The organism is Amycolatopsis sp. NPDC004625 (genome assembly GCF_040609695.1).
Lineage (GTDB): Bacteria > Actinomycetota > Actinomycetes > Mycobacteriales > Pseudonocardiaceae > Amycolatopsis.
This window is the reverse complement of sequence record NZ_JBEXKX010000004.1, coordinates 50,453-77,036: the sequence shown is the minus strand read 5'-3', so window position 1 is coordinate 77,036 and position 26,584 is coordinate 50,453. Positions and strand designations below refer to the sequence as shown.

The 26,584-nt window shown below is 70.2% G+C and carries 26 protein-coding genes and 2 tRNA genes; 14 read left to right on the top strand and 14 right to left on the bottom strand.

What is annotated here, in order from left to right; translation table 11 throughout:
* Positions 1–34: 34 nt before the first annotated feature.
* Complete coding sequence (locus ABZW17_RS05775) at positions 35–1,339, top strand: aspartate aminotransferase family protein (protein ID WP_354810050.1); 1,305 nt, start codon at positions 35–37, stop codon at positions 1,337–1,339.
* 43 nt (positions 1,340–1,382) lie between these two features.
* Here the strand turns inward: ABZW17_RS05775 and ABZW17_RS05770 are convergent, their stop codons facing one another.
* From ABZW17_RS05770 to ABZW17_RS05740, 7 genes are all read right to left on the bottom strand, one after another.
* Entirely contained in the window at positions 1,383–2,732 is a 1,350-nt protein-coding gene (locus ABZW17_RS05770; protein ID WP_354810048.1) for a cellulose binding domain-containing protein, read from the bottom strand.
* Positions 2,729–4,366, bottom strand: coding sequence for a glycosyl hydrolase family 18 protein (locus ABZW17_RS05765; RefSeq protein WP_354810046.1), 1,638 nt, complete (start codon positions 4,364–4,366; stop codon positions 2,729–2,731). Before ABZW17_RS05765 ends, ABZW17_RS05770 begins: the two co-directional genes overlap by 4 nt.
* Before the next feature lie 483 nt (positions 4,367–4,849).
* Positions 4,850–4,923 (bottom strand) — tRNA-Arg (locus ABZW17_RS05760).
* 41 nt (positions 4,924–4,964) lie between these two features.
* Positions 4,965–5,054, bottom strand: a tRNA-Ser gene (locus ABZW17_RS05755).
* A gap of 65 nt (positions 5,055–5,119) precedes the next feature.
* Entirely contained in the window at positions 5,120–6,835 is a 1,716-nt protein-coding gene (locus ABZW17_RS05750) for a phosphatidylglycerol lysyltransferase domain-containing protein (protein WP_354810044.1), read from the bottom strand.
* Between the two features lie 37 nt (positions 6,836–6,872).
* Positions 6,873–8,852, bottom strand: coding sequence for an acetoacetate--CoA ligase (locus tag ABZW17_RS05745; protein WP_354810042.1), 1,980 nt, complete (start codon positions 8,850–8,852; stop codon positions 6,873–6,875).
* A gap of 85 nt (positions 8,853–8,937) precedes the next feature.
* On the bottom strand, positions 8,938–9,567 hold the full coding sequence (locus ABZW17_RS05740; protein ID WP_354810040.1) for a dienelactone hydrolase family protein: 630 nt from the start codon (positions 9,565–9,567) through the stop codon (positions 8,938–8,940).
* A gap of 135 nt (positions 9,568–9,702) precedes the next feature.
* On the opposite strand from ABZW17_RS05740, the gene hisC reads away from it, so the two are divergent.
* From hisC to ABZW17_RS05725, 3 genes are all read left to right on the top strand, one after another.
* A complete protein-coding gene (hisC, locus tag ABZW17_RS05735; RefSeq protein WP_354810038.1) occupies positions 9,703–10,758 on the top strand; it encodes a histidinol-phosphate transaminase in 1,056 nt (351 codons plus the stop codon).
* A gap of 89 nt (positions 10,759–10,847) precedes the next feature.
* Positions 10,848–11,720 carry a DUF5753 domain-containing protein gene (locus ABZW17_RS05730; RefSeq protein WP_354810036.1) on the top strand — a complete coding sequence of 291 codons (873 nt, stop codon included), beginning with the start codon at positions 10,848–10,850 and terminating at the stop codon, positions 11,718–11,720.
* Positions 11,717–11,956, top strand: coding sequence for a DUF397 domain-containing protein (locus ABZW17_RS05725; protein WP_354810034.1), 240 nt, complete (start codon positions 11,717–11,719; stop codon positions 11,954–11,956). Before ABZW17_RS05730 ends, ABZW17_RS05725 begins: the two co-directional genes overlap by 4 nt.
* Here the strand turns inward: ABZW17_RS05725 and ABZW17_RS05720 are convergent.
* From ABZW17_RS05720 to ABZW17_RS05710, 3 genes are all read right to left on the bottom strand, one after another.
* Complete coding sequence (locus ABZW17_RS05720; RefSeq protein WP_354810032.1) at positions 11,949–12,719, bottom strand: sulfite exporter TauE/SafE family protein; 771 nt, start codon at positions 12,717–12,719, stop codon at positions 11,949–11,951. The genes ABZW17_RS05725 and ABZW17_RS05720 overlap by 8 nt on opposite strands.
* An 84-nt stretch (positions 12,720–12,803) precedes the next feature.
* Positions 12,804–13,157: a VOC family protein gene (locus tag ABZW17_RS05715; RefSeq protein WP_354810030.1), complete on the bottom strand. Its 354-nt coding sequence runs from the start codon at positions 13,155–13,157 to the stop codon at positions 12,804–12,806.
* Entirely contained in the window at positions 13,154–13,765 is a 612-nt protein-coding gene (locus tag ABZW17_RS05710; RefSeq protein ID WP_354810028.1) for a GNAT family N-acetyltransferase, read from the bottom strand. Before ABZW17_RS05710 ends, ABZW17_RS05715 begins: the two co-directional genes overlap by 4 nt.
* Before the next feature lie 55 nt (positions 13,766–13,820).
* Between ABZW17_RS05710 and ABZW17_RS05705 the strand changes: the two genes are divergently transcribed.
* On the top strand, positions 13,821–14,504 hold the full coding sequence (locus ABZW17_RS05705; RefSeq protein ID WP_354810026.1) for a FadR/GntR family transcriptional regulator: 684 nt from the start codon (positions 13,821–13,823) through the stop codon (positions 14,502–14,504).
* Here the strand turns inward: ABZW17_RS05705 and ABZW17_RS05700 are convergent.
* On the bottom strand, positions 14,501–14,998 hold the full coding sequence (locus ABZW17_RS05700) for an FBP domain-containing protein (RefSeq protein ID WP_354810024.1): 498 nt from the start codon (positions 14,996–14,998) through the stop codon (positions 14,501–14,503). The genes ABZW17_RS05705 and ABZW17_RS05700 overlap by 4 nt on opposite strands.
* 63 nt (positions 14,999–15,061) lie before the next feature.
* Here ABZW17_RS05700 and ABZW17_RS05695 point away from each other — a divergent pair, with 63 nt between their 5' ends.
* A complete protein-coding gene (locus ABZW17_RS05695) occupies positions 15,062–16,546 on the top strand; it encodes an adenylate/guanylate cyclase domain-containing protein (RefSeq protein ID WP_354810022.1) in 1,485 nt (494 codons plus the stop codon).
* On the opposite strand, the gene ABZW17_RS05690 is transcribed toward ABZW17_RS05695, so the two are convergent.
* Positions 16,537–17,523, bottom strand: a complete 987-nt coding sequence (locus ABZW17_RS05690; RefSeq protein WP_354810020.1) for a beta-ketoacyl-ACP synthase III — start codon at positions 17,521–17,523, stop codon at positions 16,537–16,539. The genes ABZW17_RS05695 and ABZW17_RS05690 overlap by 10 nt on opposite strands.
* Positions 17,524–17,723: 200 nt before the next feature.
* Here ABZW17_RS05690 and ABZW17_RS05685 point away from each other — a divergent pair, with 200 nt between their 5' ends.
* The 7 genes from ABZW17_RS05685 (at position 17,724) to ABZW17_RS05655 (ending at position 23,561) form a co-directional block, all read left to right on the top strand.
* Positions 17,724–18,197, top strand: coding sequence for an Lrp/AsnC family transcriptional regulator (locus tag ABZW17_RS05685; protein ID WP_354810018.1), 474 nt, complete (start codon positions 17,724–17,726; stop codon positions 18,195–18,197).
* Between the two features lie 19 nt (positions 18,198–18,216).
* Positions 18,217–18,834 carry an MFS transporter gene (locus ABZW17_RS05680; RefSeq protein ID WP_354810016.1) on the top strand — a complete coding sequence of 206 codons (618 nt, stop codon included), beginning with the start codon at positions 18,217–18,219 and terminating at the stop codon, positions 18,832–18,834.
* A gap of 30 nt (positions 18,835–18,864) precedes the next feature.
* A complete protein-coding gene (locus tag ABZW17_RS05675) occupies positions 18,865–20,298 on the top strand; it encodes an MBOAT family protein (RefSeq protein WP_354810014.1) in 1,434 nt (477 codons plus the stop codon).
* 98 nt (positions 20,299–20,396) lie between these two features.
* A complete protein-coding gene (locus tag ABZW17_RS05670) occupies positions 20,397–20,978 on the top strand; it encodes a transglutaminase family protein (protein WP_354810012.1) in 582 nt (193 codons plus the stop codon).
* 183 nt (positions 20,979–21,161) lie between these two features.
* A complete protein-coding gene (locus ABZW17_RS05665; protein WP_354810010.1) occupies positions 21,162–22,175 on the top strand; it encodes a hypothetical protein in 1,014 nt (337 codons plus the stop codon).
* Between the two features lie 2 nt (positions 22,176–22,177).
* Positions 22,178–22,816, top strand: coding sequence for a hypothetical protein (locus tag ABZW17_RS05660; RefSeq protein WP_354810008.1), 639 nt, complete (start codon positions 22,178–22,180; stop codon positions 22,814–22,816).
* Between the two features lie 73 nt (positions 22,817–22,889).
* Complete coding sequence (locus tag ABZW17_RS05655) at positions 22,890–23,561, top strand: HD family phosphohydrolase (protein ID WP_354810006.1); 672 nt, start codon at positions 22,890–22,892, stop codon at positions 23,559–23,561.
* 16 nt (positions 23,562–23,577) lie between these two features.
* On the opposite strand, the gene ABZW17_RS05650 is transcribed toward ABZW17_RS05655, so the two are convergent.
* Positions 23,578–24,228, bottom strand: coding sequence for a class II aldolase/adducin family protein (locus ABZW17_RS05650; protein ID WP_354810004.1), 651 nt, complete (start codon positions 24,226–24,228; stop codon positions 23,578–23,580).
* Between the two features lie 86 nt (positions 24,229–24,314).
* Positions 24,315–25,238 carry a hypothetical protein gene (locus ABZW17_RS05645; RefSeq protein WP_354810002.1) on the bottom strand — a complete coding sequence of 308 codons (924 nt, stop codon included), beginning with the start codon at positions 25,236–25,238 and terminating at the stop codon, positions 24,315–24,317.
* A gap of 162 nt (positions 25,239–25,400) precedes the next feature.
* Between ABZW17_RS05645 and ABZW17_RS05640 the strand changes: the two genes are divergently transcribed.
* Entirely contained in the window at positions 25,401–26,573 is a 1,173-nt protein-coding gene (locus tag ABZW17_RS05640) for a DUF445 family protein (protein ID WP_354810533.1), read from the top strand.
* The last annotated feature ends 11 nt before the right edge of the window (positions 26,574–26,584 follow it).

Below are 26,584 nucleotides of genomic sequence, written 5' to 3'. Positions count from 1 at the left end.
ACGTGTCGCTCGCGGCGGACTTACCTTCGAAGCCATGGCTGACTCCTTCTGGGCCGACGTCGACCGGCACCTCGTGCGGTACGGCGGCGCCTTCACCCGCGAGATCATCGACCACGCCGAGGGCAGTTTCGTCGTCACCGAGGACGGGCGCCGGATCCTCGACTTCACCTCCGGCCAGATGAGCGCGATCCTCGGGCACGCGCACCCGGAGATCGTCGAGACCGTCCGGCGGCAGGTGAGCCGGCTGGACCACCTGTTCAGCGGCATGCTGAGCCGCCCGGTCGTCGACCTCGCGCGGCGGCTCGCCGAGACGCTGCCGGCGCCGCTGGAGAAAGCGCTGCTGCTGACCACCGGCGCCGAGTCGAACGAGGCCGCCGTCCGGATGGCCAAGCTGGTCACCGGCAAGCACGAGATCGTCTCGTTCGCCCGGTCGTGGCACGGGATGACGCAGGCGGCGGCGAGCGCGACGTACAGCGCCGGCCGCCGCGGGTACGGCCCGGCCGCGCCGGGCAACTTCGCCATCCCGGCGCCCAACTCCTACCGCCCGGACTTCACCGACGCTGCCGGCGAGCTCGATTGGCGACGTCAGCTGGACTTCGGGTTCGAGATGATCGACGCGCAGTCGGTGGGCAGCCTCGCCGCCTGCCTGGTCGAGCCGATCCTCAGCTCCGGCGGCATCATCGAGCCGCCGCCCGGCTACTTCGCCGCGCTGGCCGAAAAGTGCCGTGAACGCGGCATGCTGCTGATCCTCGACGAAGCCCAGACCGGCTTGTGCCGCACCGGAAACTGGTACGCGTTCGAGCGCGACGGCATCGTCCCGGACATCCTGACGCTGTCGAAGACGCTCGGCGCCGGACTGCCGCTCGCCGCGGTGCTCACCAGCGCGGAAATCGAGCGGGCGGCCCACGAACGCGGGTTCCTGTTCTTCACGACGCACGTGTCCGACCCGCTCCCGGCCGCGGTCGGCAACACGGTCCTGGACGTGCTGACCCGCGACCGCCTCGACTCACGAGCGCTCGAGCTGGGCGCGTTGCTGCGCAGCGGCCTGGAAGAACTCGCCACGCGCCACGAGGTGGTCGGCGACATCCGCGGCCGCGGCCTGCTGGCCGGGCTGGAACTGGTGGTGGACCGGGAAACCAAGCGGAGTTCGGACGAGCTGGGCGCGCGGGTCACGCAGCGCTGCCTCGAACTCGGGCTGCACATGAACATCGTGCAGCTGCCCGGGATGGGCGGGGTGTTCCGGATCGCGCCGCCGCTGACGGCGTCCGAAGAAGAGATCTCGCTCGGTCTGTCCATTTTGGACCAGGCGATCGGTGACTCCGTCAAAACGATGTCGTGAGTGGTAAGGAGGGTTAGAACCCTCCTTACCACTCACGAGGGCGTCAGAAGCCCGCCGTCACCTTCGTGAAGTCCCAGTCGTTCTGGGCGATGCCGCTGCACGCCGACTGGACGCCGCCGCCGGGGCAGCCCCGGTCGCGGTTGACCGACCAGAACGCCAGGCGCGCGATCTTGTTCGACTTGGCCCAGTTGGTGATCTGGGTCCAGGTCGACAGGTCCGTGAGCTCCTGCTGGTCCGACAGGCCGTTCATGCCCGAGATCCCGAGGTGGGCGTACGCCGTGGCGTCCGACCACCCGAACGTCGACTTCAGCTTGTCGCGCAGCCCGTTCGCCGCGCTCACCGTGCTGGTGTACATGTTCGCGCCGCCACCGAAGTCGAACGGCATGATCGTGTACACGTCCACGTTCGCACCCAGCGCCTTCGACTGGTCGATGAGCCGGTTCCCGTAGAAGTTCGGGCCGGTCGTCGACGTGCCGAAGGTCAGGATCGTCTGGATCCCCGGGTTGTTCTGCTTGACGATCTTCAGCGCGCCCAGGATGCGGTCCTGCACGGCCTCGTTCTCGAACTCGTCGGAGTTCTCGATGTCGATGTCGATCGCCTTCAGCCCGTAGGCGTTGATGACCTGCTGGTACGCCCCGGCCAGCGCGGCCGGCGTCGAGCAGTTCGGGCCCAGCTTGTTGCCGCTCCAGCCGCCGAACGACGGGACGACCTGGCCGCCCGCCGCCTTGATCTGCGAGATCGCGGTGGCGTCGGCACTGCCCTGCAGCGGACGGCTGCTGTCCCACGCCGGGTTGCAGCCACCGGAGGCGTTGATGAACGCCATGGTGAACCACTTGATCCCGGTCGCGTTCATCACCGTCTGCGGGTTCGGCGGGCTGCCCCAGCCCAGGTACAGGTAGGGCGCGCCCCGGCCACCCGCCGGCGGCGGGGTGGTCGTGGTCGACGGGGTCGTCGTCGCAGGCGGCGTCGTGGTCGTGGGGGGTGTGCCCCCGGCGGCACAGGAACCCCCGTTCAGCTTGCAGTTCGACGGCGCCGCGTACGCACCCGAGTACGTCACGTTGAAGCCGAAGCTGGCGCTACCGCCGTTGCCGACGTTGCCGTTCCAGCTGTTCTTCACCGTGACGTGCTGGCCGGACGCGGTGTAGCTGCCGTCCCACAGGGACGAGATCTTCGCGCCGGACGGCAGGTCGAACTCGACGGTCCAGCTCGGCAACGTCGAGCCCGAGCCGTTGGCGATCGTGTACTTGCCCTCGTACCCGGTACCCCAGTCGGAGCCCTTCGAGAAGGTCGCGGACACGCCGCCCGCCGCGTTCGCCGGGGCGATCACGAACATCGCGCCGATCGTGGCGGCCGCGGCCGCCAGCCCGAGCGCGGGCAACCACCGGCGGCTCACGACAGGCCGTTCTTCATCGCGGTGATGAGCTCGCCGTTGCCCGTGTCACCGGTCAGCTCCCAGAAGAAGGCGCCGCCGAGACCCTGCTGCTTGGCGTAGGACATCTTGCCGTTGATGGTCGACGGGGTGTCGTAGCTCCACCAGTTGCTGCCGCACTTGGCGTACGCGGTGCCGGCGAAGGTGCCGGTCGACGGGCAGGTGTTCTTGAGGACCTTGTAGTCCTCAATGCCCTGCTCGTAGGTGCCCGACGCGGGGCCGGTCGCGGTACCACCCGGCGCGTCCTGCGTGACGCCGGTCCAGCCGCGGCCGTAGAACCCGATGCCCAGCAACAGCTTGCTCGACGGGACGCCCTTGCTCTTCAGCTTCTGGATCGCCGCGTCGGAGTAGAAGCCCGGCGTCGGGATGCCGCTGAAGTTGGTGAGCGGCGAGTGCGGGGCGGTCGGGCCCTGCGGCGCCCAGGCGCCGAAGTAGTCGTAGGTCATCACGTTGTACCAGTCGATGTACTGCGCGGCGCCGCCGTAGTCGGCGACGTCGAGCTTGCCACCGTTGCTGCCGTCCGCGGTGATCGCCGAGGTGATCAGGAACGACGAGCCGAACTTCGAGCGCAGCGCGCCCATCAGGTTCTTGTAGGCCGCGGCCCCGCTGGTGTCACAGGAAAGGCCGCACGCGTTGGGGTACTCCCAGTCGATGTCGATGCCGTCCCAGATGTCCGCCCAGCGCGGGTCCTTGAGCAGGTTGTAGCAGGACTGCGCGAACGCGGCCGCGTTCTGCGAGGCCTGGCCGAAGCCGCCGGAGTAGGTCCAGCCGCCGAACGACCAGATCACCTTGAGGCCCGGGTGCAGCTTCTTCAGCTTGCGCAGCTGGTTGAAGTTGCCGGCGACGGGCTGGTCCCAGGTGTCGGCCACGCCGTCCACGCTGCCCGCGGCGTCGTAGGTCTTCTGGTAGTCGGCGTACGGGTCGTCGTTGGCGGTGCACTGGCCGTTCTTGACGTTGCCGAACGCGTAGTTGATGTGCGTCAGCTTGCTGGCCGAGCCCGACGTCTCGATGTTCTTGACGTGGTAGTTGCGCCCGTAGACGCCCCACTGCACGAAGTAGCCGACGTTCTTCAGCCCACCCGGCGGGGGCGGCGTGGTCGTCGTCGGGGTGGTGGGCGTGGTCGGCGTCGTCGGCGTGGTGGGGTTGGTGGTCGGCTGCGTCGGGGTGGTCGGCGTGGTGGTCGGGGTGCCACCGCCGGCGTCGCAGGAACCGCCGTTCAGCTTGCAGTTCGACGGCGCCGAGTAGGTGCCGGAGTAGCTGACGTTGAAGCCGAAGCTGGCGGTGCCGCCGTTGCCGACGTTGCCGTTCCAGCTGTTCTTGACGGTGACGTGCTGCCCGGACGCGGTGTAGCTGCCGTCCCACAGGGACGCGATCTTCGCGCCGCTCGGCAGATCGAACTCGACGGTCCAGCTCGGCAGCGTCGCGCCGGAGCCGTTGGTGATCGTGTACTTGCCCTCGTACCCGGAGCCCCAGTCGGACCCCTTGCCGAAGGCGGCACTGACACCACCGGCGGCGCTCGCCGGCACGGTGACGAGACCGACCGCGATCGCGCCGACCGCGGTGAACAGACCGAGGAGGTGCCATCTCTTTCTGGACATCGCTCTCCTTTGAGCCAGGTGCAGGACGGCGGACACCAGCACCACCGGCGGGGACCAGGGCGGTGTTTTGCGCCGTTTGCGAAGACGGTACGTGGTCCAGACCAATTACGGAAGGGTCACCACGGAGCGTGGTGAGTGGTCGAGACCAGTCCAGGAAGGGGGCAGCCGGGTGGTCCAGTCCAGTTACGCTGCGCAGCCAAGCGACTTCAAGGGCGATGCGGCGCTACTCGCGCGGCCGCAGGGCGTTTGTGCAGCAGCACTCAGAGGGTTCCAGCGAGCCTGGACGTACGTCGACCCAAGCGATCGGCACCGCGGGGTGAGGCGGGCCGCGGCGTGGCGCTGGCCACGAAGGAGCCAGTCGCAAGCGGGATCGTTGTGGTAGGTCGAGCCGCCATCGGTGCGGTAGCCGTGCGCCCGGACACCCGGCGGACAAGAAAGAAGCCCCCTCCGAAGAGGGGGCTTCTTTGCTGTCTCAACCAGACGTGCGCCCGAAGGGATTCGAACCCCTGACCTTCTGATCCGTAGTCAGATGCTCTATCCAGCTGAGCTACGGGCGCGTGTTCAGTTGTAACCTAGCACCCGGCGAACCGGGTACCAGCGGAGGCTCCGGGATTTGAACCCGGGAGGGGGGGTTACCCCCAACCGCATTAGCAGTGCGGCGCCATAGACCAGACTAGGCGAAGCCTCCTGGGCCCAACGACCACTGCTCAGATAGGTTACACACCCTCGATCACCCCCGGAACAGCACCCCCCTTACGCCCTCCGCAGCAGCCTGAGCAGGCGCGGGGAGCGGCCGCCGAGGCCCTCGGCCTCGAACGTGGCGATGCCGACGCGGGGCAGCTCGCGGACCTTCGGGTACACCAAATAGCGAGGCACCCAGCGCGGCTGGAACTTCGCGTTGAAGCGGTACAGCGTCTCGATCTGGATCCACCGGGAAAAGAAGTGCAGGACTTTCGCCGACATGCGCGCGACCGGGCCCGCGCCGATGCGCTGGCCCTGCTCCATCAACGCCCGGAACGCCGCGAAGTTCAACGACACCTGGGTGACGCCGTGACGCCCCGCCGACAGCAGGAGCTCCGAGATCATCAGCTCGTTGACGCCGTTGTCGGCCGCGCGGTCGCGGCGCATGACGTCCAGCGAGAGGCCCGTTCTGCCCCACGGGACGAACTGGAGCACCCCGCGGACGCGGCCGCCCTGCTCCGCCGTCACCAGGACCGAGCCCGGGTCGCCCATGCGGCCCAGTGCCATCGAGAAGCCGCGCTCGGTGTCCGTTCCGCGCCAGGTGGCCGCCAGGACCTCCAGCTCGGCCAGCTCGCCCGGGCGCAGGTCCTCCGCTCGGCGCACCAGCACCTTGTAGCCCGCCCGTTTCGTGCGGGCCGCCGCCTGGCGGACGCCGCGCATCGTGCGGCCGTCCAGGGTGAACCCCTCCGCGTCGACCACCGCCTCGTCGCCGATCTCCAGGACCTCCAGGCCGAAGCGGGCCCAGACCGTTGCGCCGAGCTCCGAGACGCCCATCGCCGCCGGGGTCCAGCCGTTGCGACGGCAGACCTCCAGGTACTCCTCGATCGCGCCCGGCCACGCCTCGTGGTCGCCCAGCGGGTCGGCCGAGCAGAGCGCGACACCGGCGATCACGCGGTAGGTGACCGCGGCCTTGCCCGTCTTCGAGAACACCGCGAACTTGTCCCGCCGCAGTGCGAAATAACCCAGCGAGTCGCGCTCGCCGTGCTCGTCCAGCAGCCGGCGCAGGCGCGCGACCTCTTCGTCGGTCAGCCGCGGTGCCGGCTCGGCCGAGCGCAGCAGGAAGTACGCCGACACCAGGACGGCGGCGAGGCCGAACAGCAGGCCGACCGCCGCCGTGAGGTCCTCCAGCCACATCTGGTGGAACACCGCGGGCCCGCTGGCGGCGACCAGCGCGAGCGCCGACTCCGCCAGCCGGTCGCCGAAGCTCATCGGGTCCAGCATCGCCCGCGGCGCCACCGACAGCAGGATGACGTTGATCACGAACCCGGCCAGCGTCAGCTGCGCGAACACGCGCACCGCGCGCCAGCGTCCGACCACCGGGTCCGGCTTCGCGACGAAGTAACGCCGGTTCGCGATCAGGCCCACCAGCAGCACCACCGACACCAGGCCGGCGCCGAAGACGTGCTTCAGCCCGAGGTGCGACATCGTGAGCAGCACCGTCGCGCCGACCGCCAGCTGCCAGGCCCGCCGCTTGCGCCGCCGCAGGCCCGCGGCCAGCAGCACCAGCAGCACGCCCATGACCAGCGCCACCGTCGCCGCCGCGACGGTGGCCTCCTGCGGCAGCTCCAGCCACTCGGCCAGGTGCCCGCGCAGGCTGCGGCGCCCGGCCGGGATCAGGATCGAGCCCAGGGTCATCAGGCCCGCCAGCCGGGTCACCCAGGTGATCACCCCCACGGTGGTGGCTCCGGCCACCTTCCAGGTGATCTGCGCGCGTGTCCCCGTCACCACCTGTACAACCCGCCGTGGATGATCATGCTTCCCCCATCTACCCCCCGGCGAGCTCCACGAACGGCGTCAGCGCCGCCGGATTGGCCAGCGCGTCGCGGCTGACGGCCCGGTCGGGAGCCACACCGGCGAGGATCTTCTTCACCGGTACCTCACACTTCTTACCGTTCAAGGTACGAGGAATCTCGGAAACCACGACGAACCGATCGGGTACATGGCGCGGTGACAGCGCGCTACGAAGCTCCTTGCGCAACCGCGGTTCGACGTCTTCGAGCGCGACACCGCCGGCGAGCACCACGAAACAGATCAGCTGGCCGTCCTCGTTGCCGGCCGCCGAGGTGTCCACGACCAGGGAATCCGCGATCTCGTCGTAGCCCTCGACGACCCGGTAGAACTCCGCCGTGCCCATCCGGACGCCGCCGCGGTTGAGCGTCGAGTCGCTGCGGCCGTAGATCACCGCCGAGCCGCGGTTCGTGATCCGGATCCAGTCGCCGTGGCGCCACAGCCCGGGGTACATCTCGAAGTACGCCTCACGCAGCCGCGAGCCGTCCGGGTCGTTCCAGAAGAACACCGGCATCGACGGCATCGGCTTGGTGATGACCAGCTCGCCGACCTCCTCGACGACGGCCTTCCCGGCCTCGTCGAACGCGTTCACCGCGGCCCCGAGCGCCGGGCAGGAGAGCTCGCCCAGCCACACCGGGACGTCCGGCGCCGACGCGACGAACGCCGCGCACAGGTCGGTGCCGCCGGAGACCGAGCAGATCTGGACGTTGCGCCCGACCTCGGTCACGATCCACCGGAAACCCTCGACGCTCAGCGGCGCACCGGTCGAGCCCAGCGCGCGCAGCCCGGTGAGGTCGTAGCGCTCGGCGGGCTTGATGCCGGCTTTGAGGCAGCTCTGGATGAACGGCGCCGACGTCCCGAAGTACGTGACGCGGTGCTGCTCGGCCAGGCGCCAGAGCGCGTTGAGGTCCGGGAACCCGGGGCTGCCGTCGTAGAGGACGATCGTGGTGCCGACCAGCAGGCCGGAGACGAGGAAGTTCCACATCATCCAGCCGGTGGTGCTGAACCAGAAGAACCGGTCGCCGGGCCCGAGGTCGGTCTGCAGCGCGAGCGCCTTGAGGTGTTCGAGGACGATGCCGCCGTGGCCGTGCACGATGCCCTTCGGCAGGCCGGTGGTGCCGGAGGAGTAGAGCACCCACAGCGGGTGCGCGAACTCGACCGGCTCGAACAGCAGCGGCGCGCCCTCGTGCTTCGCGAGCAGCTCGGCCCAGTCGAGGGCGCCGTCCATGCGGCCTTCGCCGACGTACTCGACCAGCACGGTCGCGGCCAGCGACGGCAGCTGCGCCTGCAGGTCGGCGACCGTCGTCCGGATGTCGAACTGGCGGCCGTTGTACGCGTAGGCGTTGACCGCGAACAGCACCTTCGGCTCGATCTGGACGAACCGGTCCGCGACCGCGCGGACGCCGAAGTCCGGCGAGCACGACGACCAGATCGCCCCGATGCTCGCCGCGGCGAGGAACGCGACCAGCGTCTGCGGGCAGTTCGGCGCCAGCGCGACGACCCGGTCGCCCTTGCCGACGCCGAGCTCGAGGAACCCGGCCCGGGCCGCGGCGACCTGCGCCCGAAGCTCGCCGTACGTGAGGTGGCTCGCGAAGCCGTCTTCGCGGTGGAAGATCACCGCGGTCTCGTCGTCGGCCTTCGCGGCGCCCGCGACGCCGGGGGTGAGCGCGTGCTCGGCGTAGTTCAGCGTGCCGCCCTCGAACCAGACGGCGTCCGGCATCTCCCCCGACAGCACCTCGCCGGGCCGGTCGTGCCAGCGGACGCCGAGGAAGTCCGCGACCGCCGCCCAGAAGTCCGGGCCGCGCTCGACCGAGAACTCCCACAGCGAGCGGTAGTCGTCCACCTCGACGCCGCGCTCGGCGCGCAGCCAGCGGCGGAAGGCGTCGATCTTGGTGTCGGCTACGTGGCCCGGCTCGGGGCGCCAGAGCACTTCGGGGGCGTCGGCGGTGTGCGTCACGCCCCGAGCCTAATCCCTCGGATCGCGATGTCACCGTAGTTCGAACCGACACGGAAACCGGGCTGGCGGTGTGGGCCGCCCACACCTACCGCAGGTGCGCGTCGAACCAGTTCAGCGTCCGCTGCCAGGCCTCCGCGGCCGCGCCCGGGTCGGCGTCGAAGCGGTGGTTCGCGCCCGGGTAGTGGACGACGTTCGTGGCGACCTTCGCCGACGCGGCCGCGTCACGCAGGCGCTCGACGTCGGCGCCGCCGGCCTCGTCACCGGCGTCGCCGTACATGCCGAGCCACGGGCTGGTGAGCTTCCCGGCGATCTCGACCAGCGCGGGCAGCTCGGCGGCCTGCTGCCCGCCGACGCTGACGGCCGCGCCGAGCTTGCGGTGCGACGCGACGACGAGGGCCGCCGTGCCGCCGAGGTCGAAGCCCATCACGCCGAGCAGGTCGGCCTCGACGCCCCGCTCGACCAGCCAGGCGAGGGTGAGGTCGGTCGCGTCGAGCAGGTCCTGCTGGGTGAGGCGGTCGTTCTCCAGGTGCGGCGTGACGGTCAGCCAGCCCTCCGTGGCCAGGCTCGCGAGCAGCAGTTTCACGCCGTCCGTGACGCCGTCGGCCTCGTGCAGCACCACCAGGCCGCCGCGTAGCGCGCCTTCGGGTTCCGAGAAGGTCAGGCGCAGGGTGCGGCCGTCGGTGCGCTGGTAGTCCGCGGTGGAGGTCGACGTCATCCGTTCACTCAATCACTACGAGGTGAACGGGAGGAAGCCCGGGCCGGGCACAGTCCGCCGGAAGGGAGTCGCGGGGCGGACGGCGGAAAAGATACGGTGACCGGGTCGTCCCGTCGATTTCCAGGAGCGCCGAAGATGCCGTCCGTGTCCCCGCGTGCCGATCTCGAATCGTTGCCGAAATACGTCCCCGGCCGGACGATCGAAGGCGCGATCAAGCTGGCGAGCAACGAGGTGCCCGGCGGCGCGCTGCCGAGCGTCGCGCAGGCCATCGCCGACGCCGCGACCGGCATCAACCGCTACCCGGACACCGGTTCGCAGGCCCTGCGCGAGCGGCTGGCCCGCGAGCTGGACGTGCCGGTGGAGCGCGTCGCGATCGGCTGCGGCTCGGTGTCGCTGTGCCAGCAGACGATCCAGGCGGTGTGCGCGCCGGGTGACGAGGTCATCTTCGGCTGGCGCTCGTTCGAGGCGTACCCGATCGTCACGCAGGTCGCGAACGCCGTTTCGGTGAAGGTCCCGATCACCGAGGGCCAGGAGCTCGACCTCGACGCGATGCTCGCGGCGATCACCGACCGGACGCGCGTGGTCTTCGTCTGCAACCCGAACAACCCCACCGGGACGGCGGTCCGCCGCGCCGAGCTGGAGCGCTTCCTGGCCGAGGTGCCCGAGCACGTGCTGGTCGTGCTGGACGAGGCCTATAAGGAGTTCGTCACCGACCCCGAGGTGCCCGACGGCGTCGAGTACACCCGCACCCGGGCGAACGTGATGGTGCTGCGGACGTTCTCCAAGGCGTACGGCCTCGCGGGCCTGCGCGTCGGTTACGCGGTGGCGCCCGAGCCGATCGCGGACGCCCTTCGCCAGGTGTACGTGGCGTTTTCGGTGAACATGCTGGCCCAGGTGGCCGCGCTGGCGTCCCTGGATGCCGCGGACGAGCTGCTGGAGCGCTGCAAGGAGATCGTCGCCGAGCGCGGGCGGGTGCGGGACGCGCTGCTCGAGGCGGGTTACCGGGTGCCGGAGACGCAGGCGAACTTCGTCTGGCTGCCGCTGGGTGACCAGGCGGTGCCGTTCGCGGAGCACGCGCTGGACCGCAAGCTGGTGGTCCGCCCGTTCGCCGGCGACGGCGTGCGCGTGACGATCGGGACCCGCGAGGAGAACGACCTGTTCCTGGCCGCGGCAAAGGAGTTCCGGCCGTAGCTTGCCGCCGTGGCAAGGCGGCGTCCGATGGGTTGATGTTGCCGTGGCGCTGAGCCGTTCCCGGCTGGGGACGGCTTAGCTTTCCCGGCATGAGCGAGCGAGACCGCGATTCGTCGGCGACGGGCCGCGAAGTCGGCGACGAGCTGAAGCGGTTTCGGGTCGGTGCCGGGCTGCTGCTTTCCGATCTTGCGGACCTGCTGGGGTGTTCGGCCAGCAAGATTTCGCGGATGGAGAGCGGGGTTCGGGGTTACTCCGAGCTGGACGTGACCATGTACCTCGCGAGCTGCCGGGCCTCGCGCGAGGACGTGGTGCGGGTGCTGGATCTGGTGCGCGAGCAGGCGGACGGGTACCGGATCCGGCCGCATCGCGAGCAGCTGCCGGATGAGCTGCGGTCGCTGATCGTGACCGAGACGCAGGCCACCGAGATCATCATGTTCGAGCCCCAGGTCATCCCGGGCATCCTGCAGATCGAGGAGTACGCGCGCGCAGTTTTCCGCTGGTTCGGCCTCCATGACGAGACCGGTATCGATCTCCGGGTCAAAGCCCGGCTGAGCAGACAGAAGTTGTTGCGGCGGAGGGATCCGCCGCGGTTCACGTTCTACATCCAGGAAGCAGCTCTCCGGACGAAGGTCGCCAACGACCAGGCCATGCACGAGCAGATACTCCACCTGCTGCTCACGTCCTCGTTCGAACACTGCGTGATCCGGGTGATCCCAGAGGCCGCCTGCCCGGCGGGTGTTTTTGGCGTGGGATTCAGGATCATGCGCTACAACGAAGCTCCGGTGGTGGCCTACGTCGAAAACCAGACCGCGAGCTTGTTCCTGGAAGACCCAGCCGACTTGGAGATATACCGCCACGTGCTCAAGCGACTGGCCGGTCATGCCCTGGATGGAGGACAATCCCGGGAGTGGCTTGCCGCACTGGCAAGTGAGTACGACCGAGCAAAGGACGAAACGCGATGACCTCCCAGAGCCGGTCCTGGCGCAAGAGCAGCTACAGCGGCGGCAACAACGGGAACTGCGTCGAGGTCGCCCTGCCTTGGCGCAAGAGCAGCTACAGCGGCGGCAACAACGGAGACTGCGTCGAGGTCGCGCTCAACACCGAGCTGGTCGGCGTCCGGGACTCGAAGGCACCCACCTCCGGAGAGCTGGCGCTCCCGGCCGAAGCGTGGGCCACCTTCCTCCGCGAACTCAGCTGAACTGCTTGACCACCAGCTGAATCACCGCGGCCACCCCGATCACCACGATCACCCCGCGCAGCACCGTCGGCGGCAGCTTCCGGCCGATCTTCGCCCCGAGGAAGCCGCCGGCGGTCGAGCCGACGGCCAGCCAGAGCACCACCGCCCAGCTGACCGGCGCCACGAACGCGTAGATCACCCCGGCGACGATGTTGACCACCGCCGCGAGCACGTTCTTCACGCCGTTGAGCTTCTGCAGCGGCTCGGACAGCAGCATCCCCATCACGGCCATCAGCATCACGCCCTGCGCGGCGGTGAAGTACCCGCCGTAGATGCCGATGAGGAAGATGAAGAACATCAGCAACGGGCCCGGCCTGTGCTCCTTGCCGTTCCCCTCGCGCCGCGCCGCGACCCACTTCGACACCTTCGGCTGGATGATCACCAGGACCACGGCCAGGCCGACGAGCACCGGCACCACCGCTTCGAAGGCGTCCTTCGGCAGCGACAGCAGCAGGATCGTCCCGCCGATGGCCCCGAGGAAGGACGCGACGGCGAACTGGGCGACCCGCGGCCAGTAACCCGTCAGCTCGTGCCGGTAGCCCCAGGCGCCGCTGATCGTCCCGGGTGCGAGGCCGATGGCGTTGGACGTCGTCGCCGTCACGGGCGGGTAGCCGAGCGCGACGAGCACGGGGAACGTCACCAGCGTCCCCGACCCCACGACCGCGTTGATGGTTCCGGCCCAGATCCCGGCGACCAGGACGATCACCGCGTGCCACCACGTCATGAAGCAATCACCTGCGGAGCCTAAGCACCGTGGGCCACTCCCGCGACGCAGATGTGTCAGGTCAGACAGTCACCCCGCACACACTCACCGCGGCGTGAAGACGCAGAACTCGTTGCCCTCCGGATCGGCCATCACCTCCCACTCGGTGTCGCCGCCGCGCTCGCGGACCAGGGTGGCGCCCAGCGCCACCAGCTCGGCCGGGTCGCCGAAGACGTCCAGGTGCATGCGGTTCTTGACCGCCTTCGGCTCCGGGACCGGGTTGAGCCAGATCAGCGGGCCCTCCCCCGCCGGGTCGACGATCGGGACCGGCCAGCCGTCCGGGCGCGTGTCGCCGGTCACCGAGTCCCGGCGGACGTAGCCCAGCGCTCGGCACCACCAGTCGGCCAGGGCCTGGTGGTCGTTCGCGTCCAGGGCGAGGTCCTTGAACCGGGCCGTCATGCCGCTCCTTCCGGGACGTGCGCCGGGACGACGTCGGACACCACGCGCCAGCCGAGCGCGCGGTACAGCCCGCGCCCGGCGGCCGTGGCCAGCAGCACGCCCGCGCGCGCCCCGGCCGCCTCGCCCAGGCGGTGCATCACCACGCGGCCGAGGCCGCGGCGGCGGTGCTCCGGTTCCGTCTCGATCTTGTCGAACACCGCGACCCCGCCGGCCACCGCGACCCGGCCGCGGGCCGCCGGGGCCGCGCCGGACGAGACCAGCACGTCCCAGCTCGGCCCGTCGCCGGTCACCGCCACCGAACAGCCCGGCGGCACCACGACCGGCGGTGCGGGCCCGTCGAACGCCATCAAGTACTCCGTCTCCCCCGGCCGCCACGCCGGGGTCAGGCCCGCCAGCACCTCGGCGCGCGAGCCGGCCGTCTTCAGCCACGTGCCGGGCGCGGCCACCGTGGCCGCCCGCGCGGAAACCGCCGCCGGTGCGCGCAGCAGGTACCGCACCCGGTGCCCGGGCAGGCCGACGTCGACCCGGTAGCCGTCGGGCTCCGGGACCGGTGGTGGGGTCGCCCGGGACACCGCCCAGCCGCGCACCCACGCCTCGAAGTGGTCCATGCCGTGATCATGACAGCCACCCCCGACAGTTTCGGCGAGCTGACAGGATGAGGCCGTGGACACCGAGCAGGTCTGGAGCGCGACCGTCGACCGGCTGCGGGCCCGGATCGACTCCGGCGACCTGCCGCCCGGCTCCCGGCTGCCCGCCGAACGCGTCCTGTGCGAAGAGCTCGGCATCAGCCGCGGATCACTGCGGCAGGCCCTGCGGGTGCTCGCCTCCATCGGCTACGTCCAGATCCGCGCCGGGTCCGGCACGTACGTCCGTGAGCAGCAGGAACAGCCCCTGCGGACGTGGTTCACCGAGCACGACCAGCTCGTCGAGAAGCTCTTCGACCTCCGGGCGACCGTCGAGCCGACCCTCGCCGAACGCCTGGCCCGGCACGCCACCGCCCGGACCGTCAGCCGGCTCGAAGACAACGTCGCCGAGATGGCGCAGGCCGCCGAGGACGGCGACATGCTGCACGTCATCGCCGCCGACGCCGAGTTCCACCGGGTGATCGCGCAGAACGCCGGCAACGACGACGTCGCCGGGCTGCTGCGGTCGGTGCTCGCCCTGGTCGGCGAGGAACGCCGGGCCGCGCTGCGGCTGCCCGGGCAGATCCGCAAGGCCGTCGCCGACCACCGCGCGATCCTCGACGCCATCCGGCGCTCCGACCCGGCCGCGGCACGCGAGCTGACGCTGAAGCACCTCGTCGACGCCAAGACCTACGCGCACGACTACGCCGCGGAAGAGCGCTAACGCGACTCCAGCACCCGCGCCACGAACTTGTGCACCTTCTCCTCCAGCCGCGCGGCGCGTTCCTCGACCGTCAGAGACTCGTACGGCTGCGGGACGTCGGACTTCAGCTCGCCGCGGACGTACTGGCTGCACGCCAGGTTCCCGCACACGTAGGTGCCCAGCGTGTTGCCCTCGCGACCCGCTTTCCCGGCCCGGCGCGCCGAGAACAGCGTGATGTCGGCGAGCCCGTGGGTCGTGGTGCAGAAGCCGCAGATGTTGCTGCGCAGCCGGGACTTCGGGGGCGCGGCCGCACGCAGGGCGAGCCCGATCACCTCACCGCCGTAGGGCAGCACGAGGTAGGCCCGCGCGGGGGCCTTCGGGTCGCGCCAGCCGAGGAATTCGCGCCGGTCCCACGGGATTTCCGCGGGCGCGGCGGGCAGCGTCACGCCCTTGGCTTCGCCGCGGGTGCAGTTGACGAACGAGGCCCGGATCTCGTCCTGGCCGAGTGGATCCATGATCCGCACGGTAGACACCGCCACCGGCGGTGGCCACGCATTTTCGGCCGTACGATCAAGGCCGTGCGCAAGATCGCCGTGAAGAACGTCCGCGTGGTGTTGCGCACCAGCCTGGGCTTCGCCGGGCTGGGCATCGGCTCGAGCGTGGCCGGCTCCGGCGTCGTCGCGCTGCTCCTGCTGCTGCAGGGCCTGCCCAGTGACGTCGGGGACCGCGGGTGGCTGCTCGGGCTGACCGCCGCCGGGATCGTCGCCGGCTCGCTGCTCGCCGGGACGCTGTGGACGGCGTGGCTGCAGCGGCGCACCGCGATCTGGTTCGTGCTCGGGCGCCCGCCGTCGGAGAGCGAGGCGCGGCGCGCGCTGCGGCTGCCCGTCGACATGGCGCTGGTCAGCGGCACGCTCTGGCTCATCGGGACCGTCGTCCTGGCCGTGCTGGCCGGGGTGCTCGGGTCGGCCGGCGACGCCGTCGGCATGGCGACCGTGATCGGGCTCGGCGGGCTCACCACCGTCGGGCTGACCTACCTCGCCGCCGAGTGGGTGGCGCGGCCGGTGATGACGATCGCGCTGGACGTCCTGCCGCCGCGCGGGTCGCTGCCGGTCACGGTGCTGACCCGGCTGGTCGTCACCTGGGCGCTGGCCAGCGGCGTCCCGTTCGTCGGCGTGCTGCTCGTCGCCACGCCGCCGGACCTGGGCACCGGCGACCACACCGCGAGCCTGGTCATGCTGTCGGTGATCGGCCTCGGCGTCGGCGCGATCGGCACCGCGCTGCTGGCCAGGGCGGTCGCGGCGCCGCTGCACCGGCTGCGCGTGGCGCTCGACGAGATCGCGCGCGGCAACAACGACGTCACGGTCGACGTCGACGACTCCAGCGAGATCGGCCTGCTCCAGACGTCGGTCAACCAGCTCGCCGCCGGGCTGCGGGAGCAGGCGCGGATGCGGGACCTGTTCGGGCGGCACGTCGGCGCCGACGTCGCCCGGCACGCCCTCGAGTACGGCGCGTCCCTCTCGGGCGACGTCCGCGAGGTCACGGCGTTGTTCGTCGACGTCGTCGACTCGACCGCGCTGGCCTACCGCACCCCGCCGGAAGACCTGGTGGGCAAGCTGAACCGGCTGTTCGCGGCGGTCGTCGCCGCGGTCGGCGCGCGCGGCGGCCTGGTCAACAAGTTCCAGGGCGACGCCGCCCTCTGCATCTTCGGGGCGCCGACGCGGCTCGCGGACGCGCAAACGGCTGCCCTGGCCGCGGCGCGGGCGATCCGGGACGCCGTGCGCGAGGCCGGCGAGCTCGACCTCGGCATCGGCGTCTCCAGCGGCCCGGTGTTCGCCGGGCAGCTCGGCACCAGCAGCCGCCTCGAGTACACCGTGATCGGCGACGCGGTCAACGAGGCCGCGCGGCTCACCGAGCTGGCCAAGGCCGTGCCGTCACGGGTGCTCGCCAGCGACGCCGTCGTCTCCGCGGCGCTGCCGAGCGAAGCCGCGTACTGGGAGAAGCACGGCGAGCTGGAGCTGCGCGGGCGTCAGGAAGCGACGCCGACGTGGACCGCTCAGAGCTGACCCAGGTCCGGCCAGCGCAGCACCGTCGAACCCCAGGTCAGGCCCGCGCCGAACGCGCTGAGCAGCACGCGGTGGCCGGGCGCGAGGGTGCCGTCGGCGCGCGCGTCGGCCAGGGCGAGCGGGATGGACGCGGCGCTGGTGTTGCCGACCCGGTCGATGTTGGCGACCACGGCGTCGGCCGGCATCCCGAGCTGCTTCGCCGTCGCCTGGAGGATCCGGATGTTCGCCTGGTGGCCGACGAAGCGGTCGACGTCGCCGACCATCCAGCCCGCGCGCTCCAGGACGGTGCGCGACGATTCCGCCATCCGCGCGCAGGCGTGCCGGAAGACGGCGGTGCCCTGCATGGCGAGGAAGTGGTCGGCCGGGGTGTCGGAAAGGCGCTTCCGCGCGCCGCCCGCCCGGACCCACAGCAGCTCGGCGTGCTCGCCCTCGCTGTGCAGGTCGAAGGGCCCGAACGCGCCGGGCTCGTCGGCGTCGCCCGCGCGCAGGAGCACCGCGCCGGCGCCGTCGCCGAAGATCGGGACGGTGGTGCGGTCGGCGGGGTCGACCAGGGTGGTGAAGGTGTCGGCGCCGATCACGAGGACGCGCTCGGCCAGCCCGCCCGCGATGAACCCGGCGGCCGTGGCCAGGGCGTAGACGAACCCGCTGCACACGGCGTTGACGTCGAACGCGGCGGCGGTGCCGAGCCCGAGCCGGGCGGCGACCTGCGGCGCGCTGGCCGGGCAGGGCTGGTCGGGCGTGGACGTGGCGAGGACCACGACGTCGGCTTTGCCGCCCGCGAGCGCTTCGCGGCCGGCACCGACCGCGAGGTCCACAGTGGACTCGTCCGGGCCCGCGACGCGGCGTTCGCGGATCCCGGTGCGGGTCCGGATCCACTCGTCCGAGGTGTCCAGCCGGGCGGCGATCTCGTGGTTGTCCAGGACTTTCGTCGGCAACCACGAACCGAGGCCGGTCAACACGGCGGCAGGTGCGGGCACGGGAAAGCCTCCCCACGCCGGCGGGTTGGCTGGCGACCGGCTGGTCTTCCACTTCTATGGGCTACCCCCTGGTAGACCGGCCAGTTGTGTTCGAGGTCACGAAGAAAGTTGTTTCATCTTCCCCGCGGAGGGAGTAGTGAGCGACGTCACGGAGGGGTGAACGCAGGCGAATTGTCGGGGGTGCCGGTTAGCCTGCTGAGGTGCCGACACCCGACCTCGACCAGCTCGACATCGCCATCCTCGCCTGCCTCCAGGCCGACGCCCGCACCATCGCCGAGACGATCGGCGCGAAGGTCGGCCTCTCGGCCGCGGCCGTGCAACGACGGATCAAACGGCTGCGCGAGACGGGCGTGATCGAGCGCGAGGTGGCGGTGCTGTCGCCGGCGGCGCTCGGGCTGAGCATGACGTTCGTGGTGATGGTCGAGATGGAGCGCGAGAACCTGGCGGTCCTCGACGCGTTCCGCCGCCAGATCCTCGCCGACGACTGCGTGCAGCAGTGTTACTACGTCACCGGCAACGCGGACTTCGTGCTGGTCGTGACGTGCCCGGACATGACGGCCTTCGAGGCGTTCACCCGGCGGATGTTCTTCGACAACCCGAACGTCCGGCACTTCACGACGAGCGTGGCGATGGACCGCGTGAAGGTGGGGCTGGCGCTGCCGCTCGAGCCGTAGGCTGTCCGCCGGGGGGCGGATGCTTCGGATCTTTCTGGCCGCGACGCTGATCGACGCGCTCGGCAGCGGGCTGTGGGTGCCGTTCGCCCTGCTGTTCCTGGTCCACGGACAGGGCATGGGCCTGGTCGACGCGGGCGCGTCCCTGAGCACCGGCGCCCTCCTCGCCCTGGTCACCGGCCCGGCGACGGGCGCGGCGATGGACCGCTTCGGGCCGCGGGCCCTGCTCATCGCGGGCAACCTGGTGCGCCTCGCCGCGTTCACGGCGTACCCGCTGGCGCACACGAGCTGGCCGGTGATCGCGGTGTCGGCGGTGGCCGGCTTCGGCGACCGCCTGTTCTGGACGTGCAACGCCCCGATGGTGGCGCGGCTCACCACCGGCAGCGACACCGACCGCGTACTGGCCACGCAGACGGTCGGCCGGTTCGCGGGGGCAGGCATCGGAGCGGCGGCCATGGCGCTGCTGCCGACGATCACGAGCCCGTGGGCGTTCCACCTGCTCGCGTACGTGAACGCGGCGAGTTTCGCGGTGGCGGCAGTCCTGATCCGCCTGCTGCCGCGCGTCGTGAGTGGTAAGGCGCGTTCTAACGCGCCTTACCACTCACGACCCGGGCCGCGGCAGACCACCCAGTCGGGTTAAGGTCACCGTCGGATAAACCGAGGGGACCCGATGTCGTTCGTTTCGCCGCTCTTCCTGTGGTACTTCATGCCGGCGGTGCTCATCGCCGTGCTGGTGTGCCCGCGGACGTGGCGCAACGGCATCATCGCGGTGGGCAGCCTGCTGTTCTACACGATCGGCGCCGGCGGCTTCGTGTTCCTGCTGCTGGGCTGCATGGTGGTGAACTTCCTGGCGGGCCCGCTGCTGGCCCCGAGCCCCTGGGACGTCAACGGCGTCCGGCGGCGCCGCATCCTGATCGCGGTGGTGTCGCTGGACGTGGCGGTGCTGCTGATCTGGAAGTACGCGGGTTTCGCCACCCAGCAGATCGCGGCGGTGGCCCACTGGTTCGGCGGAAGCGTGCCGGTGGCGAGCCTGGTGGTCCCGATCGGCATCTCGTTCTACACGTTCCACCACATCTCGTACGTGGTGGACATCTACCGGGGCGAGCGCCAGGCCCTGCGCAACCCGGTGTCGTTCGCGGCGTACATCGCGATGTTCCCCCAGCTGGTGGCGGGCCCGATCGTCAGGTACCGGGAGATCGCCGACCAGCTACCCCAGCTGCGGTCCCACCGCCTGGACGACATCGCGGCCGGCTTCCCGAGGTTCGCACTGGGCCTGTGCAAGAAAACGATCATCGCGGACTCCCTGAGCCCGTTGGTGGAGGCGTGTTTCAAGGTCCCGCCGGACCAGATGACGTTCACGACGGCGTGGCTGGGCGCGGTGGGCTACACGCTCCAGCTGTTCTTCGACTTCTCGGGTTATTCGGACATGGCGATCGGCCTGGGCCGCATGCTGGGCTTCCGGTTGCCGGAGAACTTCGCCAGACCGTATTCCTCGGTGACGATCACGGAGTTCTGGCGCCGCTGGCACATGAGCCTGAGCCGCTGGTTCCGCGACTACGTGTACATCCCCCTGGGCGGCAACCGGCACGGAGCCGCGAAGACGTACCGCAACCTGTGCATCGTGTTCGTGCTGACGGGTTTCTGGCACGGAGCCCAGTGGACGTTCCTGGTGTGGGGCTGCTACCACGGAGCGTTGCTGGTGATCGAGCGCAGGTTCGCCCTGGACCTGAACCCGGCGACACCGTGGAAGCGCCACCTGCGCCGGGCCCTGACACTGCTCCTGGTGGTGTTCGGCTGGGTGTTCTTCCGCTCCCAGGACCTGGGCCACGCGTTGTCGATGATCGGCCACATGCTGATCCCGGACTTCGAGGGCCTGGGAACCGGAGTGGACCAGGCCCTGACGAACCAGCGCATGATCCTGCTCCTGGCCGCCCTGGCGGTGTTCCTGCTGCCGGCCCACCCGGTCACGGGCCCCCTGCTGGAGTCGTCGAGAAGCCGCCCGGCCACGGCCCTGCGCATCGGGGTGATGACGGTCGGCCTCATCTACGCGGCCATCCTGATCGCGACCGGAACTTTCAGCCCGTTCCTGTACTACCAGTTCTGAGCCACGACACCTTTACGTTCCGTAGCCGTCATGCGCAGAGCGTGTCGGCCACCGAAAACCACTCTCGCCCGGATGGCCCAATCCGTCAGGATGCCCGGATGAGTCCCACCCCGTTCCCCACGTCCGATCGGCTCAGTGACTACCTCACCGCGGACGCCGTGATCGACCACGACCACCCGTCGATCCACGCCCTGATCGCCACCCTCCACCCCGCGGACGACAACCCCACCGCACGCGCCGAAGCCGCGTTCCTCTTCGTGCGCGACGAAGTCGAACACGTCATCGATGCCGGGGACCCGCACGTCACCTGGCGCGCGTCGGACGTCCTGCGCGAGCGCGTCGGGATCTGCCACGCGAAGGCACACCTGCTCGCCGCTTTGCTTAGGGCACAAGGGATTCCGGCCGGGTTCTGCTACCAGGAGCTGTCCGCGCTGCACGGGCTGAATGCCGTGTACCTGCACGGCAGGTGGTCCCGGCTCGACGCCCGCGGCAACCGCACGGGCGCCGGCGGGGAGTTTTCGCTCGACGCGGAAAAACTCGCCTGGCCGGTCGACGCGGCCCGCGGCGAGCGCGACCACCCGCAGATCCACCCGGCGCCGGCCGCGGTCGTGGTGGATTTCCTGATGACCGCCGAACCCGGCGCCGGCTGGTACGAAAAGGGCCTGCCGGCCACGCTTTGATCATGGTTTTCCGTTATTTTCGGAAAAGCCGGGGAGCCGGTGAATTATTGCCGAGAGTGACGTCTGTCCGTCAGCTTTGTCCCCCGAACTTCTTATTTCCCCGACCCCGCCAGGCGCGTAGAGTAACTCCCCGCGCTCGAACAGACACTTTGTGCGTACGTCCGTTCGGGTGGTTCGAGGGAGGTGAAGCACGTGGCCGCGGCTGGCGGACGCCTCCGCCGTACCCCACTCCAGGAGATCTTCTGGACCAGGACGAGCCTGCTCCTCACGGTGCTCGTCGTGGTCGCCGGGCTGAGCCTGTGGATCGCCGGCCTGATGGACGCCGGCACCGGGAAGAACCTGGTGACTTCGCTGGGCACCGGCACCCTGATCTCCGCGATCGTCGGCTTCGGCCAGACGCTGATCACCGCCAGCGCCTCGCAGAAGGCGCTCGTGACGCCGGTGATCGAGGAGAGCAGGCGCGCCCTCGAAGACCTCAGCGCCGAATACCGGGCGCTGAACAAGGAGTTCTTCCCCACCGACGTGTTCGAGGCGACGACCGATCCCGATCCGGCGTTCAACCGCGCGCTGATGGCCGACCTCGACGCGACGCGGCAGTACTTCTTCCGCGGCTTCTCCGGGCGGCACGCGGCCGCCCGCCTGTTGCTTTCCCGCACCGAACGGGAACTGCGGGCCGTCATCGCGGATCCGCGCGACGCCAGCGCGATCAGCGGGCGCGCCCGCTACCTGCTGCGCCGCGAAGCCGGCGACGTCGACTCCGAACAGATCCAGAGCCGGCTCGACGAAGAGATCCGGATCGGCCTCGTCGGCCTCTTCCTGGCGCGCAGCCACTGCGCGCAGGTCGACATCACCGTGGTCGCCGACCCGCCGCTGGACCGGCTCGAGATGTTCGACGACAGCGTGTGGGTGTCGCTCTACAGCGACGTCCGCGGCGCCACCAAGCTGTACCCGCGGTCCCTGCGGTTCACCGAAGGTTCCTTCCTCTACAACATGGAACGCGCCGAGTTCCTGCGCGTCTCGCAGTCCCGGACCGGCCGCCACTTCCGCATCACGTCCGCGACGACGCGGACGGATTTCCTGGCGCTGTTCGAGAAGATCACCGGATCCCCGTTGTCCGAGGAGCAGTTCCGCGAGCTGGAGGGCAAGTTCCACGCCTTCCGCGCGGAGTTCTCCGCAGTCGCCGAGCTAGGGAGCTGACCTTGCTCACCCGTCTGTCCCCCCTTTCCGAACTGGCCACGCGCCTGCGCACGGCCGGGTTCCCGCTCGCCGCGGACTGGCGCGCGGTCGACGGCTGGTTCCGGCCGTGGGCCGCCCAGGCCGGGCTGCGGGAGGAGCTGCGCACGCAGCTGCGCGCGCTGTCCGGTGCGCAGGCCACCAAGGTGCTGCGCTCGTCCCGGGAAACGACCACCCATTTCGCCTGGTGCCTGCTCGATTCGCCGGCCGACCCGTTTTCCTTTTGGCTGCACGAATACAAGGCGCAGCCGGACTGGCGGGAAGGGTACGCGGATTCCGTGCACAACCACAGGTACCACTTCTGCACCACGATCCTCCGCGGCAACTACCTCCACGAACGATACGAAACGACGATCGACGCCGGCACCGGGCTGATCACGTCGGCGCGGCTGCGGCGCCGGACGTTGTGCGAGGCCGGGGCCCGCGCCACCATGCTGGCCCACGAATTCCACCGGATCCCCGAAGCCGCCACCGGAACGATGACTTTCCTCGTGAAATCACGGCCGGTGAGCAGTTTCAGCCTGTCTTTCGACCCGGCCGGCGGAATCGGCCATCGTCACGTTCCGGTCGAGGTCCGATTGGGGGAACTGGCCGACCGCATCTAGCTACACACCGGCGTCAAAGGCGCTTACCATTACTCCACCCGTCTGAACACCACGGCCGGGATGGGAGAGGTGTATGCGCACGCAGGAAAGCACGATCGACCACGTGATCGTCGGTGCCGTTGCGGAACGGGTCCACCGGCTCTGCCGGCAGTACGCCGAGCGGCTGCCGTTCCACGGCTGGCACCACGTCAGTTTCGTCCGTGCGAAGGCGGCCGGTTTCGCCCGGCACAACGGCGCGGACGCCGCGGTGGTGGAGATCGCCGCGCTGGTGCACGACGTCAACTACCTGGTGCTCCGGAACTCGCCCGCCGCCGCGGGCCGGAGCCTGCGGCTGGAAATCCTCGCCGAATGCGGCGTCCCACCGCGGATCGCGCGGTGGATCGACGAGATCGTCGACGAAGCGGAAATGGCCACGCGCGGCCGCGACATTTCGCTGGAGGCGCAAGCCTTGAGCGACGCGGACACGTTGTTCAAGGCGCTGCCGGTGACACCGGTGGTGCTGGCCCACAAGTACCTGCGCGAGAACGGGCTGAGCCTGCGCGAGCTGGCCCACAAGATCGTCGGCGAGCAGTGCGACGTCCACGACGAAGGGTTCTACTTCTACAACCCGGAGGCGGCGGCGACGTATTCACGCTGGGCGACGGCGAACCTCCAGCTGTGGCGGTGCATCAAGGAGGCGGTCGACGACCCGACGGTCGCCGAGCTGCTGGACGCGGTGCACGCCGTCGACGCGCTGGCGTCCTGACCGGGCCCGGGCCGGTTCAGCCCTGCCCGTACCCCCGCAGCCGATCGACGACATTGGCCACCTCGGGCGGCGGCAGCAGGCTGGGCCGCCCGGCCCCCTGCGCGAGCAGCCACACCCGGCAGGCCCACTCGAGCTGCTGGGCCCGGTGGTAGGCGGCCTCGAGGCCGTCGCCGTAGGTGAGGGTGCCGTGGTTGGCCATGAGACAGCCCCGGCGCCCGTCGAGCGCCTCGAGCACGGCGGCGGCGAGCTCAGGGGTGCCGTAGGTGGCGTACCGCGCGACCCGCACCGAGGGCCCGATGGTGGCCAGGACGTAGTGGATCGGCGGAACCTCACGAACGAGGGTGGACACGGCGGTGGCGTGCGGCGCGTGCGTGTGCACGACGGCGGTCACGGGTTCCCCGTCCGGGTCACGCACGTCCCAGTACACGGACAGGTGCATGGGCAGTTCACTGGTCGGCTTGAGCACCCCATCGACCACGGCACCCCCGAGATCGACAACGGGAATGTCGGCCGGCGTGAGACTGGAGTAGGCCACCCCGGTCGGCGTGACGGCAACGAGGTCCCCACCCCGCACGGAGACGTTCCCGGAGGTCCCGACGACGAGGCCATCCCCCACCATCCGCCGCGCATAGGCACAGACGGCGGCCCGCTCGGTCTCGAGGATCATGCGCAGGTCCCGTCTCGTGGGTGATCAGGCACCTGAAGACTGCCAGCCACCCCGAGTGCCGGGCTACCTCCCCACCCGGGGGATGACTACCCCTTCGCCGAAGCAGGAGCGGGAGCGGGAGTCGGCTTGCGATCCCCGCTCACCGGACCGCCGACCTTCTCCGGCGAAGGCGAAGGCGAAGGCGAAGGCGAAGGAGAGTCCGATTCCACCGGCGCCAGCAGCTTCATGGCCTCCTTGACAGCCTCGTCCGTGGCCGCAATCCGCTCAGCCACCTTCGCCCGCAGATCGAACGCCAGCTTCCGGGCCTTGTCCGCCTCACCCTGCTGCGACCGAGCCGACTCCAACGCCGACTCCGTCTCAGCCTTCTTCCGGGCGAACTCCGCCTCGAACTCCTTCTTCCGCCGCCCCAGCTCCTCCGCGGCCTTCCGGTCCGCTTCCTCCCGCACCGAAGCCGCCGCGGCCTCCGCCTTCGCGTCCGCTTCCTTGCGCGCCCGCTCGGCCGCCGCCGCCTGCTCGACCCGCTTCGCCCCCGCCGCCGCGTTCAGCTTCTCGATCTCGTTCTTCGCCTCCGACCGCAGCCGCGCCCGCTCCTCCTCCGCGTCCTTCGCCAGCTTGTCGGCCGTGCGGCGGGTCTCGTGCGCGTACTTGTCCGCCTGGTCCCGGGTCGAGGCCGCGTCCGCCTCCGCCGCCGACCGCAGGTCCGCGATCTCCTCCTCGGCGAGCTGCATCATCATCCGGACGCGCTCGGCCATCGCACCCGCGCCCGACGGGCTCGAGCTCATCCTCGCCAGGGCGGCCTTCGTCTCGGCCAGCTCCTTCTGCGCGTACGCGAGGGCCTTGGTGAGGTCCGCGGACGTCGCGACGGCTTCGTCGCGGCTGCGGGACGTCTCGCGCAGGTCCTTGTTCAGCTCGGCGAGGCGTTCGTCGACCTGACGCTGGTTGTAGCCGCGGACACCCACGGCGAACTGGGCGGTCTTCGGGGCGGACTGGGGCTTCTCAGGCGCGACCATCGGGCCACCTTAATGAGCAAGAGCCCGTGAAGACGTACCGCCAAAAGGATGCATCACGATTTCGGTAACCCCTCGTGACGCATGGCATTCCGCGCTGGTCGGGCCCGAGCCGCTAACGTGCGCCGCGTGGACTTCGGCACGCACTGGCAGGTGTACGTCACCATGCCGTTCATCGCGGCCCTGATCGGCTACGTCACCAAGCGCGTCGCCATCGAGATGATGTTCCGGCCCCTGGAGTTCGCCGGCGTCAAACCGTTCGGCTGGCAGGGCGTGCTGCCGGCGAACGCCGAGCGGATGGCGGCCACCGCCACCGAGATGCTGACCACCAACCTCGTCGACCCGAAGGAGATCTTCGCCCGGCTCGACCCGGCGCAGGTGGCGAAGGAGATCGAAGAGCCGCTGCTGCGGGTGGTCGAGGACGTCACCCGCGAGGTGATGGAGACCTACCAGCCGCGGCTGTGGGAGGTGCTGCCGAACAGCGCCCAGCAGCTGCTGCTCAGGCGCGTCCAGGCCGAGGCGCCGAAGGCGATCACCAAGATCATGCGGGAGATCGCGGACAACATCGAGGACGTCCTCGACCTCAAGCACATGGTCGTGACCAACCTCGTCCGCGACAAGGCCCTGCTCAACCGCCTGATCCGGGATATCTCCCGGCCCGAAATGCGGTTCATCGCCCGCTCCGGCATCGGCTTCGGGTTCGTCCTGGGCTGCGTGCAGCTGGTCGTCTGGGCGCTGACGAAGTCGCCGATCGTGCTGCCGCTGTTCGGCCTCGGCATCGGCTGGCTCACCGACTGGCTGGCCCTGAAGATGATCTTCCTGCCGCGCGAGCCGCGCCGGTTCTTCGGCCTCTACACCTGGCAGGGCGTCTTCCAGAAGCGCCGCGACCAGGTCGCCGCCGACTACGGCGACATGATCGCGCGCGAAATCATCACCATCCCGAACCTCCTCGAAGCCGTGCTGCGGGGCCCGAAGTCCGACCGGCTGTTCGCGCTGATCACCCGCGAGGTGCAGAAGACGATCGACGCGCAGGCGAGCGTCGTCAAGCCGTTCGTGGCCATGGCCGTCGGCACGAAGAAGTTCCAGGAGATGAAGCAGACGGCCGCCGCGAAGGCCGCGGAGCGCGTCCCGGAGACCATCCGGCACGCCGAGAACTACGCGGTCAACGCCCTCGACGTGCGCAACACGATCGTCGAGCGGATGCGGAAGCTGAGCGCGCTGGAGTTCGAGCAGCTGCTGCGGCCGGCCTTCCGGCAGGACGAGTGGAAGCTGATCGCCGTCGGCGCGGTGATCGGCGGGCTCGTCGGGGAACTGCAGGTGCTCGCCCTGCTCGGGTAGCCGGTACGGTT

Excerpts from the sequence above, each read along its gene's own strand:
- ABZW17_RS05720 (WP_354810032.1), bottom strand. The coding sequence starts at position 12,719 with ATGACGTGGTGGCACGCGGTGATCGTCCTGGTCGCCGGGATCTGGGCC.
- ABZW17_RS05675 (WP_354810014.1), top strand. The coding sequence starts at position 18,865 with ATGTCGTTCGTTTCGCCGCTCTTCCTGTGGTACTTCATGCCGGCGGTG.
- hisC (WP_354810038.1), top strand. The coding sequence starts at position 9,703 with ATGCCGTCCGTGTCCCCGCGTGCCGATCTCGAATCGTTGCCGAAATAC.
- ABZW17_RS05710 (WP_354810028.1), bottom strand. The coding sequence starts at position 13,765 with ATGGACCACTTCGAGGCGTGGGTGCGCGGCTGGGCGGTGTCCCGGGCG.
- ABZW17_RS05765 (WP_354810046.1), bottom strand. The coding sequence starts at position 4,366 with ATGTCCAGAAAGAGATGGCACCTCCTCGGTCTGTTCACCGCGGTCGGC.
- ABZW17_RS05645 (WP_354810002.1), bottom strand. The coding sequence starts at position 25,238 with ATGGTCGCGCCTGAGAAGCCCCAGTCCGCCCCGAAGACCGCCCAGTTC.
- ABZW17_RS05775 (WP_354810050.1), top strand. The coding sequence starts at position 35 with ATGGCTGACTCCTTCTGGGCCGACGTCGACCGGCACCTCGTGCGGTAC.
- ABZW17_RS05640 (WP_354810533.1), top strand. The coding sequence starts at position 25,401 with ATGCCGTTCATCGCGGCCCTGATCGGCTACGTCACCAAGCGCGTCGCC.
- ABZW17_RS05725 (WP_354810034.1), top strand. The coding sequence starts at position 11,717 with ATGACCTCCCAGAGCCGGTCCTGGCGCAAGAGCAGCTACAGCGGCGGC.
- ABZW17_RS05715 (WP_354810030.1), bottom strand. The coding sequence starts at position 13,157 with ATGACGGCCCGGTTCAAGGACCTCGCCCTGGACGCGAACGACCACCAG.
- ABZW17_RS05680 (WP_354810016.1), top strand. The coding sequence starts at position 18,217 with ATGCTTCGGATCTTTCTGGCCGCGACGCTGATCGACGCGCTCGGCAGC.
- ABZW17_RS05740 (WP_354810040.1), bottom strand. The coding sequence starts at position 9,567 with ATGACGTCGACCTCCACCGCGGACTACCAGCGCACCGACGGCCGCACC.
- ABZW17_RS05700 (WP_354810024.1), bottom strand. The coding sequence starts at position 14,998 with ATGGATCCACTCGGCCAGGACGAGATCCGGGCCTCGTTCGTCAACTGC.
- ABZW17_RS05655 (WP_354810006.1), top strand. The coding sequence starts at position 22,890 with ATGCGCACGCAGGAAAGCACGATCGACCACGTGATCGTCGGTGCCGTT.
- ABZW17_RS05730 (WP_354810036.1), top strand. The coding sequence starts at position 10,848 with ATGAGCGAGCGAGACCGCGATTCGTCGGCGACGGGCCGCGAAGTCGGC.
- ABZW17_RS05650 (WP_354810004.1), bottom strand. The coding sequence starts at position 24,228 with ATGATCCTCGAGACCGAGCGGGCCGCCGTCTGTGCCTATGCGCGGCGG.
- ABZW17_RS05670 (WP_354810012.1), top strand. The coding sequence starts at position 20,397 with ATGAGTCCCACCCCGTTCCCCACGTCCGATCGGCTCAGTGACTACCTC.